Source organism: Antarctobacter sp., from assembly GCF_034670325.1.
Classification (GTDB): Bacteria; Pseudomonadota; Alphaproteobacteria; order Rhodobacterales; family Rhodobacteraceae; genus Antarctobacter.
The window spans coordinates 14,799-32,584 of sequence record NZ_JAXMNR010000001.1; the positions used below are offsets into that span (position 1 = coordinate 14,799).

General features: G+C 66.3%; 18 protein-coding genes. 9 read left to right on the forward strand and 9 right to left on the reverse strand.

Annotation, left to right across the window (positions count from 1 at the left end):
- Nucleotides 1-132: 132 nt before the first annotated feature.
- On the forward strand, nt 133-1,008 hold the full coding sequence (dapA, locus tag VOI21_RS00075) for a 4-hydroxy-tetrahydrodipicolinate synthase (RefSeq protein ID WP_323766456.1): 876 nt from the start codon (nt 133-135) through the stop codon (nt 1,006-1,008).
- Nucleotides 1,009-1,103: 95 nt separating this feature from the next.
- Here dapA and VOI21_RS00080 read toward each other — a convergent pair whose 3' ends face one another.
- The 7 genes from VOI21_RS00080 to VOI21_RS00110 form a co-directional block, all read right to left on the reverse strand.
- The gene (locus tag VOI21_RS00080) at nt 1,104-2,423 is read right to left on the reverse strand and encodes a pitrilysin family protein (RefSeq protein WP_323766458.1); all 1,320 of its coding nucleotides are present in this window, start codon (nt 2,421-2,423) and stop codon (nt 1,104-1,106) included.
- On the reverse strand, nt 2,420-3,784 hold the full coding sequence (locus VOI21_RS00085; RefSeq protein WP_323766460.1) for a pitrilysin family protein: 1,365 nt from the start codon (nt 3,782-3,784) through the stop codon (nt 2,420-2,422). The genes VOI21_RS00080 and VOI21_RS00085 overlap by 4 nt, the downstream gene beginning before the upstream one ends.
- A gap of 103 nt (nt 3,785-3,887) precedes the next feature.
- Nucleotides 3,888-4,409, reverse strand: coding sequence for a DUF3035 domain-containing protein (locus VOI21_RS00090; RefSeq protein WP_323766462.1), 522 nt, complete (start codon nt 4,407-4,409; stop codon nt 3,888-3,890).
- Nucleotides 4,410-4,460: 51 nt separating this feature from the next.
- Entirely contained in the window at nt 4,461-4,931 is a 471-nt protein-coding gene (gene lspA / locus VOI21_RS00095) for a signal peptidase II (protein WP_323768376.1), read from the reverse strand.
- 127 nt (nt 4,932-5,058) lie between these two features.
- On the reverse strand, nt 5,059-6,648 hold the full coding sequence (gene purH, locus VOI21_RS00100) for a bifunctional phosphoribosylaminoimidazolecarboxamide formyltransferase/IMP cyclohydrolase (RefSeq protein WP_323766464.1): 1,590 nt from the start codon (nt 6,646-6,648) through the stop codon (nt 5,059-5,061).
- A gap of 42 nt (nt 6,649-6,690) precedes the next feature.
- Nucleotides 6,691-8,439, reverse strand: a complete 1,749-nt coding sequence (locus VOI21_RS00105) for a heparinase II/III family protein (protein WP_323766466.1) — start codon at nt 8,437-8,439, stop codon at nt 6,691-6,693.
- A gap of 91 nt (nt 8,440-8,530) precedes the next feature.
- Entirely contained in the window at nt 8,531-9,778 is a 1,248-nt protein-coding gene (locus VOI21_RS00110) for an RsmB/NOP family class I SAM-dependent RNA methyltransferase (protein WP_323766467.1), read from the reverse strand.
- Between the two features lie 81 nt (nt 9,779-9,859).
- Here VOI21_RS00110 and VOI21_RS00115 point away from each other — a divergent pair, with 81 nt between their 5' ends.
- On the forward strand, nt 9,860-10,054 hold the full coding sequence (locus VOI21_RS00115) for a DUF1674 domain-containing protein (protein WP_323766468.1): 195 nt from the start codon (nt 9,860-9,862) through the stop codon (nt 10,052-10,054).
- A gap of 308 nt (nt 10,055-10,362) precedes the next feature.
- On the opposite strand, the gene dapB is transcribed toward VOI21_RS00115, so the two are convergent.
- Entirely contained in the window at nt 10,363-11,172 is an 810-nt protein-coding gene (gene dapB / locus VOI21_RS00120) for a 4-hydroxy-tetrahydrodipicolinate reductase (RefSeq protein WP_323766469.1), read from the reverse strand.
- A 111-nt stretch (nt 11,173-11,283) separates the two neighbouring features.
- Here dapB and rbfA point away from each other — a divergent pair, with 111 nt between their 5' ends.
- On the forward strand, nt 11,284-11,679 hold the full coding sequence (gene rbfA / locus VOI21_RS00125) for a 30S ribosome-binding factor RbfA (protein ID WP_323766470.1): 396 nt from the start codon (nt 11,284-11,286) through the stop codon (nt 11,677-11,679).
- An 8-nt stretch (nt 11,680-11,687) separates the two neighbouring features.
- On the forward strand, nt 11,688-12,437 hold the full coding sequence (locus tag VOI21_RS00130; protein ID WP_323766472.1) for a phosphodiester glycosidase family protein: 750 nt from the start codon (nt 11,688-11,690) through the stop codon (nt 12,435-12,437).
- A gap of 13 nt (nt 12,438-12,450) precedes the next feature.
- Here VOI21_RS00130 and VOI21_RS00135 read toward each other — a convergent pair whose 3' ends face one another.
- Nucleotides 12,451-12,915: a hypothetical protein gene (locus VOI21_RS00135; RefSeq protein WP_323766474.1), complete on the reverse strand. Its 465-nt coding sequence runs from the start codon at nt 12,913-12,915 to the stop codon at nt 12,451-12,453.
- Between the two features lie 128 nt (nt 12,916-13,043).
- Here VOI21_RS00135 and VOI21_RS00140 point away from each other — a divergent pair, with 128 nt between their 5' ends.
- From VOI21_RS00140 to lpxK, 5 genes are all read left to right on the forward strand, one after another.
- Nucleotides 13,044-14,387, forward strand: a complete 1,344-nt coding sequence (locus VOI21_RS00140; RefSeq protein WP_323766476.1) for a TldD/PmbA family protein — start codon at nt 13,044-13,046, stop codon at nt 14,385-14,387.
- Nucleotides 14,374-15,147: a 3'(2'),5'-bisphosphate nucleotidase CysQ gene (locus VOI21_RS00145; RefSeq protein ID WP_323766478.1), complete on the forward strand. Its 774-nt coding sequence runs from the start codon at nt 14,374-14,376 to the stop codon at nt 15,145-15,147. The genes VOI21_RS00140 and VOI21_RS00145 overlap by 14 nt, the downstream gene beginning before the upstream one ends.
- A 176-nt stretch (nt 15,148-15,323) precedes the next feature.
- The gene (locus VOI21_RS00150) at nt 15,324-15,563 is read left to right on the forward strand and encodes a DUF4170 domain-containing protein (protein WP_089278402.1); all 240 of its coding nucleotides are present in this window, start codon (nt 15,324-15,326) and stop codon (nt 15,561-15,563) included.
- A 4-nt stretch (nt 15,564-15,567) separates the two neighbouring features.
- Nucleotides 15,568-16,773 (forward strand): 3-deoxy-D-manno-octulosonic acid transferase, encoded by a 1,206-nt coding sequence (locus VOI21_RS00155; RefSeq protein ID WP_323766482.1) that lies wholly within the window; start codon nt 15,568-15,570, stop codon nt 16,771-16,773.
- A complete protein-coding gene (gene lpxK / locus VOI21_RS00160; protein WP_323766483.1) occupies nt 16,773-17,774 on the forward strand; it encodes a tetraacyldisaccharide 4'-kinase in 1,002 nt (333 codons plus the stop codon). The genes VOI21_RS00155 and lpxK overlap by 1 nt, the downstream gene beginning before the upstream one ends.
- Nucleotides 17,775-17,786 lie beyond the last annotated feature (12 nt).

Below are 17,786 nucleotides of genomic sequence, written 5' to 3' on the forward strand. Positions count from 1 at the left end.
CGTGATGAAAAGGAATAGACGCTTCTTGCAGAGGATACGTCCGGTGCGGGGCCATGCAACTCACATAGTTGCGGGGTCGGCGGGTTTCCACCGTAACGCGCGCCGGGCAACGAAAAACGAAAGGAGCGTGTCATGTTTAAAGGTTCAATGCCTGCCCTGGTCACGCCGTTCAAGGACGGCGCCGTGGATTTCGACACGCTCAAAAAGCTGGTCGAGTGGCACATCGCCGAGGGCTCTCACGGGCTGGTGCCGGTGGGGACAACGGGCGAAAGCCCCACCCTGACCCACACCGAACATGAGGCGGTCATCGCCTGCGTGGTCGAAGCCGTGGCAGGCCGCATTCCGGTCATCGCCGGGGCCGGGTCCAACAACACCGCAGAGGCGATCCGGTTCACCGAATACGCCGCGCGCGTGGGCGCCGATGGCGCGCTGGTCGTCACCCCCTATTACAACAAGCCGACTCAGGCCGGTCTGATCGCGCATTTCACCGCAGTCCACGACTGCGCCGATATTCCGATCATCATCTACAACATCCCCGGCCGGTCAGTGGTGGACATGCTGCCCGCCACCATGGGCGAGTTGGCCAAGCTGCCGCGCATCGTGGGCGTCAAGGACGCCACCGGCGATCTGGCGCGGGTCTGCTATCAGCGGATCACCTGCGGTACGGACTTTATCCAGGTGTCCGGTGAGGACGCCACCGCGCACGGGTTCAATGCGCAGGGCGGCATCGGCTGCATTTCCGTCACCGCAAACGTCGCGCCCAAGCTGTGTTCGCAACTGCAAGAGGCCTGCCTTGCCGGGGATTATGCCAAGGCGCTGGAAATTCAGGACAAGCTGATGCCGCTGCATCAGGCCATCTTTACCGAGCCGGGTCTGGTGGGCGCGAAATACGGCATGGCACGGCTGGGTCTGTGTTCCGAAGAGGTGCGCCTGCCGCTGTTGCCGCTGACCGATGCGACCAAGACCAAGATGGACGTGGCGCTTGTGCATGCGGGTCTGATCAGCTGACATAGGCCTGCGCAGGCTTTTGGACATATTTCGGGCCGGAAACCGCTGAGGGTTCCGGCCCGTTTTCGTTTCACGGCGCTGTCGGGCGGGCCTACCTACTGGCCCACCGTCGCTTCCAGCCCCTCTGGCTGACCGACGACGACAAACAGCAGTTCCTCGGGTTTCAGCAACTCGCGGGCCACCCGTTCCACATCCTCCAGCGTGACCGCCTCGATCTTGGCGTTGCGGGTGGTGATGTAGTCGGGTGTCAGATCGTCCATCTGCATCCCCACAAGGATCTGCGCAATCGGCGCGTTGCCGTCGAATCGCAGCGGATAGGCCCCGGTCAGATAGGTCTTGGCGCGGTCCAGTTCCTCTGGCGTGACGCCGTCCGAGGCCATCTTGGACCACTCATTGCGGATCACCTCGACCGCCTCACCGATGCGGTCATTGGCCGATGCGACACGGCCAAGGAACAGTTCCGCATGTTCGCGTGGCGCGAGGTAGGAATAGATGCCATAGGTCAGGCCGCGCTTTTCGCGCACCTCATGCATCAGCCGCGCCTCAAACCCACCGCCGCCAAAGATCGTGTTCATCACGTAGGCGGCGAAAAAGTCCGGGTCATCGCGTTTCATGCCCTTGTGGCCGAACATGGCAACCGATTGCGGCGTGTCAAAAGGCACCACGGTCACGCCCGCAGTGGTCTGGACGTCCACATCCGCAGGCTGCGGCGCGCCGGTTTCAGGCAGATCGGCGAACAGTTTGTCCAAAAGCGCGCCAAGGTCTTCGGCGCTGATGTCGCCCGCCGCGCCGACATAGATGCGGTCCTGCGCAAGGGCATTGCGGTGGGCGGTGATCAGGTCATCGCGGGTCAGCGCGGTGACGCTATCGATGGTGCCGTTTTCCGTGGTGCCATAGGGGTGGTCGCCAAAGATGGCGCTGTAGAACGCCTTGCCCACGATCTCATCCGGGTCTGTCTCATCCGAGCGCAGACCGGACAGCACCTGTTCGCGCACGCGTTCGATGGCGACCTCATCAAAGCTGGGTGCCACCAGCGAGGCGCGCAGCAGGTCGACCGCCTCATCCTGCGTTTCGGTCAGGAACTTGGCCGACACGCGCACCGTGTCATCACCCGCGTCATAGCTGAACCGCGCGGCGATGCCGTCGCGGGCCTCGGCAAATGCGCGGGCGTCCATGCCTTCGGCACCTTCCTCAAGCAGGCCAACCATCAGGTTGGTTGCCCCGCGCTTGCCCGGTTCGTCCAGCGAGGCCCCGCCCAGAAAGCGGATTTCCAGCGCCACAAAGGGGATCGAGGGTTCCTCGACCAGCCACGCCTTGAAGCCGCCGGGGCTGGTGACCTGTTGAATGTCGATTTCGGCATGGGCGGCGAAACCGCCACAGATCAGGCCAAAGGCCAGGACAAAACGGCGGATCATTGGGTCACCTCCTGCTGGGGGGTCTGTGCCTCGGGGCCCATCAGGTAGCCGGTCACCGATTTGCGACGGTCAAAGACCTGCTTGGCGGCGGCGATGATGTCATCCCCTGTCACCGCTTGCAGCACCTCGGGCCAGTCCTGCACATCGTCAACGGTCAGACCGGTGGTCAGCGCGTTGCCATAGCGGCGCGCAACGCTGCCCGGATTGTCGAGCGCGTAGATATGCGAGGCTTTGATCTGGAACTTGATTCGCTCCAGTTGATCGGGGTCGACGCCGGTTTCGATCAGCTCTGCCAGCACCGCGTCCAGCGCGGCCTCTCCTTCTTCAAGGGTGACGCCCGGGGTCGGCACCATGACGAGGGTGAAATTCGACACGTCCATGCTGGTGTCGTCGTAATAGGCGTCGGTGTAGACCGCTTTGCGGCTGTCGAATTGCAGCTTTTGGGTCAGGACAGAGGTCTGTCCGCCCGCCAGAACCTGCGCCAGCATAGACAGGGCGGCGGCCTCTTGCTGCGCGCCGCTGGTGCGGGCGGGGGCCAGATAGCTGCGGGTCAGATAGGGCTGCGAGACGCGCGGGTCACGAAAGGTCATCCGGCGTTCGGACAGGTGGCGCGGCTCTGTCGGGCGGGCGCGCGGTTCCAGATCCGGGTTGGGCGGCAGAGGGGCGTAATACTGTTCCGCCAGCGTGCGCACCTCTTCCGGGGTCACGTCCCCGGCGACGATCAGGATGGCGTTGTTGGGCGCGTAATACTGGCGGTAGTAAGCCAGCGCATCGTCCAGATCCAACTGCTCCATCTCATGCCGCCAGCCGATGATCGGGGTGCCGTAGGGGTGATTCAGATACAGCGCCGCGTCCTTTTGTTCGCGGAACAGCGCGCCGGGGCTGTTTTCGACCCGCTGGTTGCGTTCCTCGATGATCACCTCGCGCTCGGTCAGGATATCGGCCTCGGACAGGCGGAGGTTGACCATGCGGTCTGCCTCCATCTTCATCATCAGGCCCAGCCGGTCGGCGGCGATGCGCTGGTGATAGGCGGTGGTGTCGTAGCTGGTGAACGCGTTGTCAGAGCCGCCATTGGCCGCCACCGTGGCGCTGAATTCGCCGGGTTTCAGCGTGTCGGTGCCCTTGAACAGCAGGTGTTCGAGAAAATGCGCCACGCCGGACACGCCGGGTTCCTCGTCCGCCGATCCGGCGCGATACCACACCATATGGGTGACGACCGGGGCGCGGTGATCTTCGATCACCACCACGTCCATGCCGTTTTCGAGGCCGAAGGTGGTCACCTTGCCCGCCTCCTGCGCGGAGGCGATGATACTCGACGTACACGTCAGGGCGAGTGCGAATAACAGGGTCAGGGGGCGCATGCAGCATCCTCATGTTGTTCGGATGCTGCATTAAGTACGCGACGGGCCGCCGACTTCAAGCCGCTGTGACGCGGTCGTGACCGAGCCGACGGGCCTGCGCGTGTTATTGCGGCGGCGGAGTCGGCGTCTTTGCGCCGGCGCGGCGATAGATATTGAGCCAGCGGTAGGCATCCAGCGTCTCACGCCGATAGGCCTTGTAATAGTCGTCCTGCGGCACAATCGACCAATTGAAGATCGATTTCGAGCGGCGGAACTTGGCATCCGTCTGGGCCAAGTCCTGACGTACGTTAGGGTCACGACCAAACCGGCTGGCGCGCTGGATCAACGCGGTGTCCCCCGCTGGCACGCCCTCTGCCCGCACGGCAAGGCGCGCGGGAATGCCCCCCAAAGCAGCGACAGCGTCGGCCTTGGGCGTCTGGTCGGTCCGGTTGCTGGCACCCGGCGTGGGCGGCGGCAGATCGGAATAGCTTTGCGGTTGCACCAAAGGCTTGTTCGGGACGATGGCAAACTCTTCGGGCTCACCGTTGTTCGAACGGAAGTCCCGCAAGGGTTTGTCGCGATCCACGACTGCGCAGGAGGCGAGAACCCCCATGCCAATGATTGCAACAAGATGCGCCCGCCGCATCGCAGTCCTCCACTTGAGTTTCGCCAGACTTAAACCATCTCGCAACCCGCGTCACGGGGCCTTTTTGCGAGACGGAAACAGGATCAGCCCGAATGCGCCGACAAAGATCGCAATGTCCGCCACGTTGAAGGCATAGGGGTTGTCGATGCCGCAGCAGGACATGTTGAGAAAATCCGCCACCGCGCCATAGATCAGCCGGTCGATGACATTGCCCAACGCACCGCCGATCAGAAAGCCCGCTGCAATCAGCCCCATCCGCCCCGGCGGATCGCGGCGCATCCAGACAAGCACAAACAACACGATGCCCAGCGCGACAGAAATCAGAATCCAGCGCGTTGCGGCGGCGTCCCCGGCAAAGAGGCCAAAGTTGACGCCATAGTTCCACGCCATGCGAAAGTTGAGATAGGGCGGCAGCACCTCGATCGACAGCCGGTTGCCCAGCCCCATGCCATGCACAACCAGATACTTGGTCAACTGGTCCAGCACAAAGATGGCCAGCGTTACCCAGAACACCAGCCGCAAGCCGCCCGATTTTGCCGTTGCCTGTGCCAGAGCCGTCTCTCCTGCGCTGCCCGTTTTCGACGCGGCAGACCTAGTGGCCCGCCGCACGCGGCGCAAGCGGCTTTGCCCGCGCCGTGAAAGCCCGCCTTCAGTGGCGGAAGTGGCGCATCCCGGTAAAGACCATCGCCAGCCCGGCCTCGTCGGCGGCGGCAATCACCTCATCATCGCGCATCGACCCGCCCGGCTGGATCACGCAGGTCGCCCCTGCGGCGGCGGCCTCCATCAGCCCGTCGGGGAAAGGGAAAAACGCGTCCGATGCCACGGCAGAGCCTTTGGTCAGCGGTTCGGAGAGGCCCAGCGCCTCTGCCATGCGCTCTGCTTTTTTGGCGGCGATCATGGCCGAATCAACGCGGCTCATCTGGCCCGCGCCGACGCCAACGGTCGCGCCGTCACGCACATAGACGATGGCGTTGGATTTGACGTGTTTGGCGACCTTCCATGCAAACAGCAGGTCCAACATCTGTGCCTCTGTCGGGGCGATTTTCGTCACCACCTTCAGGTCGTCCAGCGACCGTGCGCCATTGTCACGGTCCTGCACCAAGAGCCCGCCCGACACCTGTTTCCAAGCCACGCCCGCCTGTGCCGGGTTGGCAAGACCGGGGGCAAGGATCAGGCGCAGGTTCTTTTTCTTGGCAAAAATGTCGCGCGCGTCCTGATGGATCGCGGGGGCAATCACCACCTCGGTAAAGATCTCGGCGATGGCCTCTGCGGTTTCGCCGTCCAGCGCGCCGTTCAGCGCTACGATGCCACCAAAGGCCGAGGTGCGGTCACAGTTGAAGGCCTTTTGATAGGCGTCCTTTATGGTCGCGCCTTTGGCCACGCCGCAGGGGTTGGCGTGTTTGATGATCGCGCAGGCAGGGCCATCGGCGGGCAAAAATTCCGACACCAGTTCATAGGCGGCATCGGTATCGTTGATGTTGTTGTAGCTCAGTTCCTTGCCCTGAAGCTGCTCCGCTGTCGCCACGCCGGGGCGCTCTGACCCATCGGTGTAGAAGGCGGCGTTCTGGTGCGGGTTCTCACCGTAGCGCAGGGGCTGCGCCAGAGTCCCGGCAAAGACCCGGCGGCGCGGGGTTGTCTCACCGATGGCGGCGGCCATCCACGTGCTGACGGCGGCGTCATAGGCCCCGGTGCGGGCATAGGCGATCTGCGCCTGCCGCTTGCGGAATTCAATGCTGGTCAAGCCGTCGTTGGCGTCCAGTTCCGCCAGCAGGGCGTCATAGTCCTGCACGTCGACGATGGTGGTGACAAAGGCGTGGTTCTTGGCCGCGGCGCGGATCATCGCCGGGCCGCCGATGTCGATGTTCTCGATCATCTCATCGTAGTCGGCACCGCGCGCCAGCGCCGCCTCAAACGGGTAGAGGTTCACCACAAGCAGGTCGATCGGCACGATGCCGTGCTCGGCCATCGAGGCGACGTGCATACCGTTGTCGCGCAGCGCCAGCAGACCGCCGTGGACCTTGGGATGCAGCGTCTTGACCCGGCCATCCATCATTTCCGGAAAACCGGTCAGGTCGGCCACATCGCGCACCTCCAGCCCCGCGTCGCGCAGCGTCTTGGCCGATCCGCCGGTCGACAGCAGCTCTATCCCCCGCGCGGCCAGCGCCTGCCCCAGCTCAATCAGGCCGGTCTTGTCGGATACGGAAAGCAGCGCGCGGCGCACGGGTTGCAGGTCGGACATGGATGTTCCTTCGGGTCTCAGTTGTCTCGGGCCAGAGACCGCTTACGCGGTCACATCCACCTCGTCGCGGACAAGGTCGCGAACGGCAAAAGCCGTCTCTTGCGCCTTGGCGAGTGACCAGCGGACGCGGGTCGCATACTGCATCGCGCGGCCGGATAAAACGACCTGCTTCGTCGCACGTGGCTGCAACCGGCCTTTTTCCAGATAAACCGACGGTTCCAGCGAGAGATCCACCGCCCCGTCAAAGCGGAACACCCAGATTTCGCCAGAGCGCAGCGCCATCGACACGGCGGTGCCGCCCATATCCAGCGCCACATCGACCTCCGGATGCAGATGAAAACGGACCTCAAAGGGCAGGCCCGCCAGTTTCATCGAATCCATCGCCCGGTCGAACCGCTTTTTCGACGGGGCATCCAGTGCGACAAGGTAATCCTCGCCCTTCAGTTCGCGCCCGTCCAGCGAGAGTTCCAGACTGCGCGCGTGGGTCAGCCCCTGAACGGTGACATAGCCGTCATGCCCACCCTCGAACCGCAGGGTTTCGGGCAGGTGGCTCATTTGCACAGGCACATGGCGCGGCGCATCCTCCAGCAATTCGCGCCGGGTTTCGCCCAGCCAGCGCGGCGCGCCCAAGCGGGCCGAGGAATAGCCCTGCAGGCAGAGCGTGGAATGCGAGGGCGTGGCCCGGCCCGCGCGGCGCCAATCCTCACCAAAGCCCCCGCCAGAGCCGCAGTTGACGATCAGCGGGCGGCGGCCAGAGGTCAGTTCAAACGCTAGGGTCGAGGCATGGGCATGGGCCGAGGCCGCCCCGCCGGGCGGTGGTGCCGCATCGACAATGATCGAGGTGCGCAGCGCCGACAAACGGGCAAAGCCCATGGCCAGCCCGTCCGCCTGCCGCTGCCGATTGCCCGACGCGGCCAGCGCGCGGTCCAGCCGCCCCTCAAGGCCCCGACCGCCACCATGGAACCGCGCCAGCCCGCCGTCCGCGTGGCGCAGGGTGCGCAGCGTCGGCGCGATGCGGCGAATGGCCTCCAGATGGCGTGGATCAGCGTCAAGATCGGCCTCGTGCAGAGCCTGTTGCGCCCACGTCAGCAGGGTAAAGACCTCTAGCAATTCCTCGGGGTTGCGGGTGGGAATACCGCCCTGCGCATCCACCTGCCGCGCGCAATCGCTGCCCAGCGCCTCGCGCGCGGGGGCCACGTGCGCCTCCATCCCTTGCAGGGAGAGGCCCGCATACAGCAGCCCGGTCATCGCCTCAAAGCGCGGCAGGCCGGGGGCGGCCACATGGGCGCGCTTGGCCAGAAAGCGGGTCTGCGCGGCAAGGGCGGTATAAAACGCCTCACTGTCGTCCGCCTTGCGGCCCCGCAGCAGGAACAGCGCATGGTGAATCCAGCGGATCACCCGACGCCCGGTCAGTTCCGGCGACCATCCCGGCCCCTTGCCCTTGCCATAGCGGCGAATCCACTCCCACAGCCACTCCTGCGCCAGCGCCCGCGCCTTGGTGTCGCCCACGGCGGCCAGATCGTCCAGCCAGGCAAACCCCTGTATTTCCTCCTGAAAGGCCGCATCCGGGGCCTCGATCGCCCACAGGGACCGGCCCTCGGCCTGCACCAGATGACCGGCGAACATCAGGTTCCCGGCCAGCATCTGACGGCCACGGGCGAAAAACCCGACGGTGCGCGGTTCGGGTTGCGACACGAATCCCTCGGCTGGCCGCGCATGGGCTGCCATCCGTGCCTGCATACGGTTCATCAAACGCGCATGCGTGGTCCGCCAGTTTCGCGCCGTGGACATGTGCCGGTGCTCTGCGATTTGCCTCAAGGTCGCCCGTTCCGGGCTTGTTGGGTTCAGGATAACCCGCCCACAGGGCGAAGTCACCAAAGAGTTACCCGCGCTGCAAAAGCGCCATGTAGAAGCCGTCCATTCCGCCACGCGCCGCCCAGAAATCGGGCCTCAGGCGCAAACCGCCTTCGTCAGAACGCCAGCTATCCTCGATCCACGGGGCCTCGGGGCGCAAAACTTTGAGGTCGGGATGGCGCGCAAGCGCCTCGTCGATCTGGCACTCGCCCTCATCCGGGATCAACGAGCAGGTGGCAAAGACCAGCCGCCCGCCGGGTTTGAGCAGGGTCAGCGCGTGGTCCAGCATGGCGGATTGCAAGCCGATCAGATCGGCGATCCGCTCGCCCTCGTGGGCAAAGGGCAGGTCAGGGTGGCGGCGAATGGTGCCGGTGGCCGAACAGGGTACGTCCAGCAGGATAGCGTCATACTGGCCCTGATGAGTCAGCGCATCCCCCGCCACAAGCGTCGCCTTCAGCCCGGTCCGATCAAGGTTTTCCTGCACCCGCGCGAGCCGCGCCTCCGACAGGTCCAGCGCGGTCACATGCGCCCCGGCGGCGGCCAGTTGCAGCGTCTTGCCGCCCGGAGCCGCACACATATCCAGCACGCTTTGCCCCGTCACATTACCCAAAAGACGCGCGGGCAAGGCGGCGGCGGCATCCTGCACCCACCAGTCGCCCTCCGCGAAACCGGGCAGCGCGCTCACCTGCCCCGCCTGCCGCAACCTGACGGACCCGGTGGGCAGGGCCTCGCCGTCCAGCGCCAGCAGATCCGCGCCGGGTTTCGGCGTGAGGTCCAGCGGCGCGCCGTCGAAATGCGCACGCTCCATCGCGGCGACGGTTTGCGGCCCCCAAGCGGCCAACAGCGGCTCGCGCAGCCATTTCGGCAGACGCGGCACCCGCAACTTGCCCCAGGCCGCGACACCCTCACCCGCGATCTTGCGCAAGACCGCGTTCACCAAACCGCGCGCGCCCTGCGTGTGTTTGCCCGCAGCGGCAATATCGACGCAATCGCTGACCACGCCATGCGCCGCGCCGCCCATACACAGCTCGACCGTGCCCAGCCGCAAGATGTTCATGACACGCGGCGTCGGGCGTTTGCGCAGATGCGGCTTCAATAACCGGTCCGCCCGTTCCAACCCGCGCAGGGTGTCGGCGGCAAGGCGTTGCGCCGCCGCCCGATCCGCCGGGGCCAGTTTGTCCAGCCGGTCGGTCTCGCTCAGGGGGCGGCCCTGTTCCACAACCTGATCCAGCAGGTCGACGGCGGCCAGTCGGGCCGGGCTGGGCGATGCGGGCATGGGGACTCTCCGGTGAGGCGGGGCGGGGTTGCCCCACGGACCGGCGGGCGTATATCAGGAGGCACAAGACGAGGAAAGCCCATGTCCAAGACGGATCGCCCAGACCACACTGATCTGCCCCCCGCCGCGCAACGCGCCTTGGCCGAGGCTGCGGAACGCCGCGCCAAGGCAGAGACCGAGGCAAACGCTCTGCCCCGGGAACTGGGCGGACGCGACGGGCCGGAACCGGTGCGCTATGGCGACTGGGAGAAAAAGGGCCTCGCCATCGATTTCTGAACCCGCGCGCCCTCCGCCGTCTGGGCATTTGCCTCGGAGCCGCCATCGCTTGCGCCGAAAAAGACGGCGGGCGTCGCGCGCTGCAAGCCAAATTGCCGAGGGGCCCCGCCTTCGGGGAGACGGCCATTTTGCTTGCAGCGTGCGACGTCCGCTGTCAGGCGCAAATCAAGCGATGGCGACTCCGGGGCTTTTGCCTTGGTGAGTCAGAAGCGCCCCCCACATCATACCCACACCACGCGCACCCGCGCTCCGGGCAAAGCGCGCGGGTGGGTGGGTGGGGCAAGCTTTGTCCGGAGCGCGGGGGCGCGTTACTTCAGCCCCAGCACGTCCAGCATATCGTATTCGCCCGGCCCCTTGCCCTGCCCCCAAAGGACCGCCTTCAGCGCGCCCCGTGCAAACAAGGTCCGGTCGCTGGCGATGTGCTTGAGCACGATCCGTTCCCCGGCAGCGGCAAAGATCACCTCATGTTCGCCGACGATGTCCCCGCCCCGGATCGCGTGGAACCCGATGTCGCCGCGCGTGCGCGCCCCGGTGATCCCGTCGCGGCCCCGGTCCGACACGTCCGCCAGTGCGACGCCCCGCCCTTCGGCGGCGGCCTCGCCCAGCATCAGGGCGGTGCCAGAGGGCGCGTCAACCTTCTGGTTGTGATGCGCCTCCACAATTTCGATGTCCCAATCCGAATCCAGCGCCGCCGCCACCTGTCGCGTGACCGTCGTCAGCAGATTCACGCCGAGGCTCATGTTGCCCGCACGGACAACCACCGCGTGCCGCGCCGCCAGAGCGATCTTTGCCAGATCCCCTTCGCTCAGCCCCGTGGTGCCGATGACATGCACCAGCCGCGCCTGTGCCGCCAGTTCGGCAAACCCCACGGTCGCGGCGGGCACGGTAAAGTCGATCACCGCATGGGCGCGGGCAAACGCCTCCAGCGGGTCGTCGGACACCATCACGCCCAGCGCTGCACCGCCCATGGCAAGGCCAAGATCCTGCCCGATCCACGGGTGGCCTGCCCGTTCCAGCGCACCGCAGAGGTGCAGCCGCTCATGCGCAACCACCTGCCGCGCCAGCATCTGACCCATCCGGCCCGACACGCCGGTCACCACAACACCGTAATCCTCCATCGTCCCGCTCCTTGCCGCGATCGTTGTGCCCCTGTTAGCCTCCCGCGCCGCCGAATGCACGCCCCCTGCGGACTGCTTGGCAAACCGCGATGGCGGGCTTAAGTCTGGGTCATGGCACGCAACAGATTCCAAGACGCCTCCGGGCCCAGCCAACGCCAGCTTCGGGTGGCAGAGCTGATCCGCCGCTCCCTCTCCGAGGTGCTGCAGCGCGGTGAAATACACGATCCGGACCTCAACCGGCTCTCGATCACGGTCGGAGAGGTGCGGGTGTCGCCCGACCTCAAGGTGGCGACCGCCTTTGTGGTGCCGCTGGGCGGCGAAAATCAGGACGACATGTTCGACCTGCTGGACCGCAACAAGGGCGAGTTGCGCCGCGCGGTCACCCGCAACATGACGCTGAAATACTCGCCCGAGCTGCGCTTTCGGCTGGATGACACCTTTGACCGGCTCGACGAAACCCGCCGCCTGCTGGGCGACGAAGCCGTCAAACGCGATATCGACAGCTGACCGTGTCCATGCGCCATCTCCTTCCAAGCCTTGCCTTGATGATCGCCGCGCTGGCCAGCGCGCCGCAGGCCGGTGCGGTCAGCTGTGGGCCGATCGAACATGACGGCAACCGCTATGTCGTCTGCGAGGTGGACGCCGCCAAAGAGGACCTGCGGCTGTTCCGCTCGGACGCCGATGGCACCCCTTACGGCCATTTCAGCGTTCTGGAGTCGGAACTCGCCCAAGAAGGGCAGAGCCTCGTGTTTGCCATGAACGCGGGCATGTACCACGAGGATCGCTCGCCGGTGGGCCACTATCTTGAGGAGGGCCGCGAAGAAATGCGCGTGATCTCCTCTCCCGGGCCGGGCAACTTCGGCCTGCTGCCGAACGGCATCTTCTGCATCGGCAAAGACTGGGCCCGGGTGATCGAGACTCGCGATTTCCTGAACCGTCGCCCCAAATGCCGCTATGCCACCCAGTCGGGACCGATGTTGGTGATCGACGGAGCTTTGCACCCGCGCTTTTTGCCCGACAGCACGTCGCGGTATATCCGCAACGGCGTCGGCACATCGGCGGACGGGCGCCGGGCCTTTTTTGCGATCTCGCAAAACACCGTCACCTTCCACGAATTCGCCCGCCTCTTCCGCGACGCGCTCAAGCTGCCCAACGCTTTGTTTCTGGACGGCAATATCTCACGACTCTACGCGCCGCAGGTGGGCCGCGCCGATCTGGGCCGTCGCATGGGACCAATCGTGGCGGTTACGACGCCTGCGCAATAATCGGTCAGGCCCCCTATGCGGGCAGACTGGACCGGATCGCCTCTGTTTCAGCAATGACATCGGCGCGGACAGCGTCATCGAACCCCGCCCGCTGCGTCAGCCAGAGCGCCGCTTCTTCGAGGTTTTCAGTGACAAAGTAATTGTCTTCCGGTCGCACGCCCTCCAGATCGGCCATGATGCCGAACATCCTCAGCATCCCGAAGCTGCCGCTGTCATCACACAGGCAGACCATGAGATTGCCGGTCCGGGCGATTCCGCCGCGCGCCCGTCGACGAAAGTAGGTGACAAACTCTGCGGTCGGAAGCTGCGCCAAACGCACCGTGCGGACATCCACCAGCACGGGCGAGGCCATGTCGGCGCCTGCGATCTCTCCCGACCTTATCCGGTCCAGCGCTGCAGACGCTTCTACCATGGAAAAGGGATTGCTCACGCAGGCCAATGTAATGCGGCCGTCGCAGATCGCCTTCACATCGAACATGGCTTTCCCCTGATATTTGAATTTGGCAAGCATACCCCTTGGCCAGACAGAGGTCGACTGCCCACAGCCTTGCCTCTGCGGCCCGACAGGCTTACCTCCGTGCGAAACGGAACACACCAGAGGCCCCCATGACCGATACGCCCCAAGAGCTCGCCGCCGCCCTGCTTGACGCCGCCCGCAAGGCCGGGGCCGACGCGGCGGATGCCTTGGCGGTCGAGGCGACAGCCCAGTCGATCGACGTGCGCGGCGGCACGCTGGAACAGGCCGAACGCTCAGAATCCCGCGACCTTGGCCTGCGGGTCTTTCTGGGTCAGCGCAGCGCCAGCATTTCCGGATCCGACGTCCGCCCCGCGGCGATGGCCGAAATGGCGACCCGCGCGGTCGCCATGGCGCGCGAAGCGCCCGAAGACCCCTACATCGGCCTCGCCGAGGCCGAGCAACTGGCCACGGATCGCGACGCCGCGCGACTGGACCTGTTTGATGCATCTGCTGAACCGGCCCCGGCCGAACTCGAAGAGGATGCGCGCCGGGCCGAGGCCAGCGCGCTGGCGCAGGACGGCATCACCCGCATCGATTCCGCCGCAGCCCAGTACTCGTCGCAGCGCATCGCCCTAGCCGCGACCAACGGCTTTGCCGGCAGTTATGCCCGCACCTCGCGCAGTCTGTTCTGCGTCGCCATCGCCGGCGAGGGCCTTGGGATGGAGCGCGATTACGATGGCGACAGCCGCGTCTACCAGTCCGACCTGCGCAGCGCCGAAGACATCGGTGAGACCGCTGCCGCCCGGGCGCTGGAACGCCTCAACCCGCGCAAACCCAAGACCGGCGCCTACCCGGTCCTGTTCGACGAACGTATCTCATCCTCGCTGATCGGCCATCTTGTCGCCGCCGCCAATGGCGCGCAGGTGGCGCGTGGCCAGTCATGGCTGCGCGACGCGATGGGAGAGCAGGTCCTGCCCGAAGCTCTCAGCCTGATCGAGGACCCGCACCGCCCCCGCGTCAGCGGTTCGCGCCTGTTCGACGCCGAAGGTCTGCCGACACGCCGTCGCGCCATGATCGACGAGGGCGTGCTGACCGGTTGGACGCTGGACCTTGCCAACGCCCGCAAGCTGGGGATGCAAAGCACCGGTAATGCCGCGCGCGGCATGGCCTCTGTCTCTCCTTCGGCGTGGAATCTGGAACTGACGCAAGGCGACCAGAGCCGTGAGGACCTGATGCGCCAGATGGGCACCGGCCTGCTGGTGACCTCGATGATCGGTGCCACGATCAACCCCAACACCGGCGACTATTCACGCGGGGCCGCCGGGTTCTGGATCGAGAATGGCGAAGCGGTCTACCCGGTGTCGGGCGTCACCATCGCAGGCAACCTCCGCCAGATGCTGCGCAGCCTGATCCCCGCCAACGATGCGCGCCCCTGGCTCAGCCGGGTGGTGCCGTCGCTGCTTGTCGAAGGACTGACCCTTGCCGGCGAATGACCTTGCCCTTCTGATCGACGCGGCCCGGCAGGCGGGCGAGATTGCGCGCGGCTTTGTCGGCGGGCCACTCGACGTGCAGTTCAAGGCCGCCGACGACAGCCCCGTGACCAAGGCCGACCTGGCGGTGAACACGCGGCTGGCGCAGATGCTGCGCGACGCGCGGCCCCATTATGGCTGGTTGAGCGAGGAAACCCCGGATGACACCGCGCGGCTGGCCGCCAAACGGGTTTTTATCATCGACCCGATCGACGGCACGCGGTCCTTCATCGCGGGCGAAAAGACATGGGCGCACGCCTTGGCCGTGGTCGAGGATGGCCGGACCACCGCCGCCGTTGTCTACCTGCCGATGATGGACAAGCTCTATACCGCGAGCCTTGGCAACGGCGCACGCCTGAACGATACACCCATCACCACCAGCGCAATCAGCGCCCCGAATGAGGCTCAGGTGCTGGCAACACGCGCCAGCCTCAAACCCGAGTGGTGGCCCGGTGGATTGCCCGAGATGCGCCGCAGCCACCGGCCCTCGCTGGCCTATCGCCAGAGCCTTGTGGCCGAGGGACGGTATGACGCCATGTTCACCTTTCGCCCGACATGGGAATGGGACATCGCCGCAGGCGCGCTGATCCTGTCCGAGGCTGGCGCACGGATCACCGACCGGCGCGGCGCGCCGCTGCGGTTCAACGCCGCCCAACCGCAGGCCGACGGGCTGGTCGCCGCCAACCCGGACCTGCACGGCGCGCTGCTGAAGCGGCTGACCTGAGGCGTGCCGCTCCGCCCCATGTTTCTTCTGTCCAGAAATATCCCGGGGGGCCGCCCGAATGGGCGGCGGGGGCAGCGCCCCCTCCCCGTCAGACACCCACAACCGGCCCCGCCTTGACCCCCCGCCCGCGTTCGCTAGGCTCGCGCGCAATGCCATAACCACAAGGATCACAGCCCATGCAACGCCTGCACCTCGTCTTCGGCGGTGAACTCGTTGACCCGACGAAAACCGTCTTCAAGGACGTGAATGACCTGCACGTCGTCGGCATCTTCCCGAACTACCAAGAGGCCTACAACGCGTGGAAGGCAGAGGCGCAGCGCACCGTCGACAATGCCCACATGCGCTATTTCATCGCCCACCTGCACCGCCTGCGCCAAGAGGGCGAAGAGGCGTCGTCGACAGAGGAACTGGGCTGATCCCATGGTGCGCCGCGCGCTGAGCCTTTCGGCCTATCTGGCCTATGCGCGCAGCGCCTCCACACCGGGCGCGCCCCCGGAATGGCCGGACCGCCCCACCGGCCCCTTGGTCTGGGGCTTTGCCGAAGACCCGGAGCGGGGCCGCGCGCTTGCCAGTCTTGCCACGCGGCTGGTCTCCCAGCGCCCCGAGGTCTCTGTCTGGCTCAGCGGGCGGGTGCCGGATCGACCGGGCATCACGACAACGCCGCTGCCGCGCGATCTTTCGGGGGACGATCTGCGCAGCATCCGACGGTTGTGCCCGGACGTGGCGCTCTGGGCCGGGCAGTCGCTGCGCCCCGGATTGCTGGCCGCCCTGTCGGACGCCGGGAGCCATATGATCGCACTCGACCTGCAAGACGCCCCTTTCCCGGCCGAGGCGCCGCGCTGGCTGCCTGACCCCTCGGCCGCGACGTTGGCGCTGTTTGACAGTCTCTACACCAACGGCGCGGCCGCCAGCCGCCGCATCCGCAGGCTGGGCATCGAAGGCGAGCGCGTTCATGACGCGACCCCCTTTCTAGACACCGAGGCCCCGCTGGATTGCCCCGACGGACTGCATGAGGAAATCGCCGCGCTGGTGGCGGGACGTCCGATCTGGCTGGCCGCGCGGCTGCGCGCCGAAGAGGCCAGCGACATCCTGTATGCGCATCGTCAGGCCAGCCGCCTTGCCCACCGGATGCTGCTGATCCTGTCGCCCGCCGACGCCGAGGCCGCCAAAGGGATCGCCCGCATCCTGCGCAGTGAACAAATGCGCGTCTGCGACTGGGAAACCGGCGACATGCCGGATGAGAACACGCAGGTTCTGCTGGCTGGCGGACCCGACGAACTGGGCCTGTGGTACCGGCTTGCGCCGCTGGCATTTCTGGGCGGATCGCTGGTGACCGGTAGCGGCGGCGAAGACCCGTTCGAGGCCGCTGCCCTTGGCGCCGCCATCCTGTACGGCCCCAACGTGGGGGCGCATCTCAGCGCCTATTCCCGTCTCGTCAGCGCCGGGGCCGCGCGGATCGTGCGAGACGCCGATTCACTGGGTACTGCCGTCTCACACCTCATTGCGCCCGATCAGGCGGCCACCATGGCGCACGCAGGCTGGGACGTGATCTCATCAAGTGCGCAACTTGTCGACCGCGTGCTGGCCGAGGTCTGCGACGTGCTGGACGACAGGGGCCTTGCCTGATGCGCCCACCCCGATTTTGGCAAACTCCGCCGCAGGCCCCCGCTTGGCAGGCGCGCCTGCTGGCCCCGCTGGGCGCGCTGACGGCCCGCGCCACCGCCCGCCGGGTCGCCCGCCCGCCCCGCGTGCGCTGCGGCGTGCCGGTGATCTGCGTCGGCAATGTCAACGCGGGCGGCACCGGCAAGACGCCGACGGTGATCGCGCTGGTCCAGAGGCTGCTTGCGCGCGGGCTGTCACCGCATGTGGTGTCGCGCGGCTACGGCGGACAGCTCGACGGTCCGATACAAGTTAACCCACGCACACATCTGGCACACGACACCGGGGACGAACCGCTGCTGCTTGCCGCATTCTGTCCGGTCTGGGTCGCCAAGGACCGCGCGGCGGGCGCGCAAGCCGCCGAGGCAGCGGGCGCAGAGGTGATCGTGCTCGACGACGGGCACCAGAACCCCGACGTGGCCAAGGATCTGACCCTGATCTGCGTCGATGCCGTTGCCGGGTTCGGCAACGGACGCTGCCTGCCTGCAGGGCCGCTGCGCGAACCGCTTGGCACCGGGCTGGCGCGGGGCGATCTGCTGCTTTCTATCGGGCCACGCGCCGCGCAGGATCGTTTCGCCCAAGACTGGGCCGCAGATATCACGCTGCCACATCTGACCGGGCACCTTGCCCCGTTGAAGACCGGCATGGACTGGGACAGCCTGCCCGCGCTGGCCTTTGCGGGCATTGGCCACCCCGAGAAGTTCTTTGCCACCCTGCGCGGGCTGGGCGCCGATATCCGCCGGGCCGAGGCGCTGGAGGATCACCAGCCCTTCACACCCGCGCTGGTCACGCGCCTCATGCGCGAGGCGCAACTTTTGGGTGCACAGCTTGTGACGACGGAAAAAGACGCGGTCCGCCTGCCGCCCGAGATGCGCCGAGAGGTACTGACCCTGCCGGTGCGGCTGGAGATCGACACCCCTGCACCGTTGGAGGCCGCGCTGAACCGGCTGCTGACGCCCGACAGATAACCCCGCCCGGGC

Bases quoted from the DNA above. Each gene is read 5' to 3' on its own strand.
- VOI21_RS00080 (WP_323766458.1), bottom strand. From the start codon at position 2,423: ATGATCCGCCGTTTTGTCCTGGCCTTTGGCCTGATCTGTGGCGGTTTC.
- VOI21_RS00105 (WP_323766466.1), bottom strand. From the start codon at position 8,439: ATGTCCACGGCGCGAAACTGGCGGACCACGCATGCGCGTTTGATGAAC.
- dapA (WP_323766456.1), top strand. From the start codon at position 133: ATGTTTAAAGGTTCAATGCCTGCCCTGGTCACGCCGTTCAAGGACGGC.
- VOI21_RS00110 (WP_323766467.1), bottom strand. From the start codon at position 9,778: ATGCCCGCATCGCCCAGCCCGGCCCGACTGGCCGCCGTCGACCTGCTG.
- VOI21_RS00090 (WP_323766462.1), bottom strand. From the start codon at position 4,409: ATGCGGCGGGCGCATCTTGTTGCAATCATTGGCATGGGGGTTCTCGCC.
- VOI21_RS00135 (WP_323766474.1), bottom strand. From the start codon at position 12,915: ATGTTCGATGTGAAGGCGATCTGCGACGGCCGCATTACATTGGCCTGC.
- lpxK (WP_323766483.1), top strand. From the start codon at position 16,773: ATGCGCCCACCCCGATTTTGGCAAACTCCGCCGCAGGCCCCCGCTTGG.
- VOI21_RS00140 (WP_323766476.1), top strand. From the start codon at position 13,044: ATGACCGATACGCCCCAAGAGCTCGCCGCCGCCCTGCTTGACGCCGCC.
- dapB (WP_323766469.1), bottom strand. From the start codon at position 11,172: ATGGAGGATTACGGTGTTGTGGTGACCGGCGTGTCGGGCCGGATGGGT.
- VOI21_RS00130 (WP_323766472.1), top strand. From the start codon at position 11,688: ATGCGCCATCTCCTTCCAAGCCTTGCCTTGATGATCGCCGCGCTGGCC.
- VOI21_RS00115 (WP_323766468.1), top strand. From the start codon at position 9,860: ATGTCCAAGACGGATCGCCCAGACCACACTGATCTGCCCCCCGCCGCG.
- VOI21_RS00150 (WP_089278402.1), top strand. From the start codon at position 15,324: ATGCAACGCCTGCACCTCGTCTTCGGCGGTGAACTCGTTGACCCGACG.
- rbfA (WP_323766470.1), top strand. From the start codon at position 11,284: ATGGCACGCAACAGATTCCAAGACGCCTCCGGGCCCAGCCAACGCCAG.
- VOI21_RS00155 (WP_323766482.1), top strand. From the start codon at position 15,568: ATGGTGCGCCGCGCGCTGAGCCTTTCGGCCTATCTGGCCTATGCGCGC.
- VOI21_RS00085 (WP_323766460.1), bottom strand. From the start codon at position 3,784: ATGCGCCCCCTGACCCTGTTATTCGCACTCGCCCTGACGTGTACGTCG.
- purH (WP_323766464.1), bottom strand. From the start codon at position 6,648: ATGTCCGACCTGCAACCCGTGCGCCGCGCGCTGCTTTCCGTATCCGAC.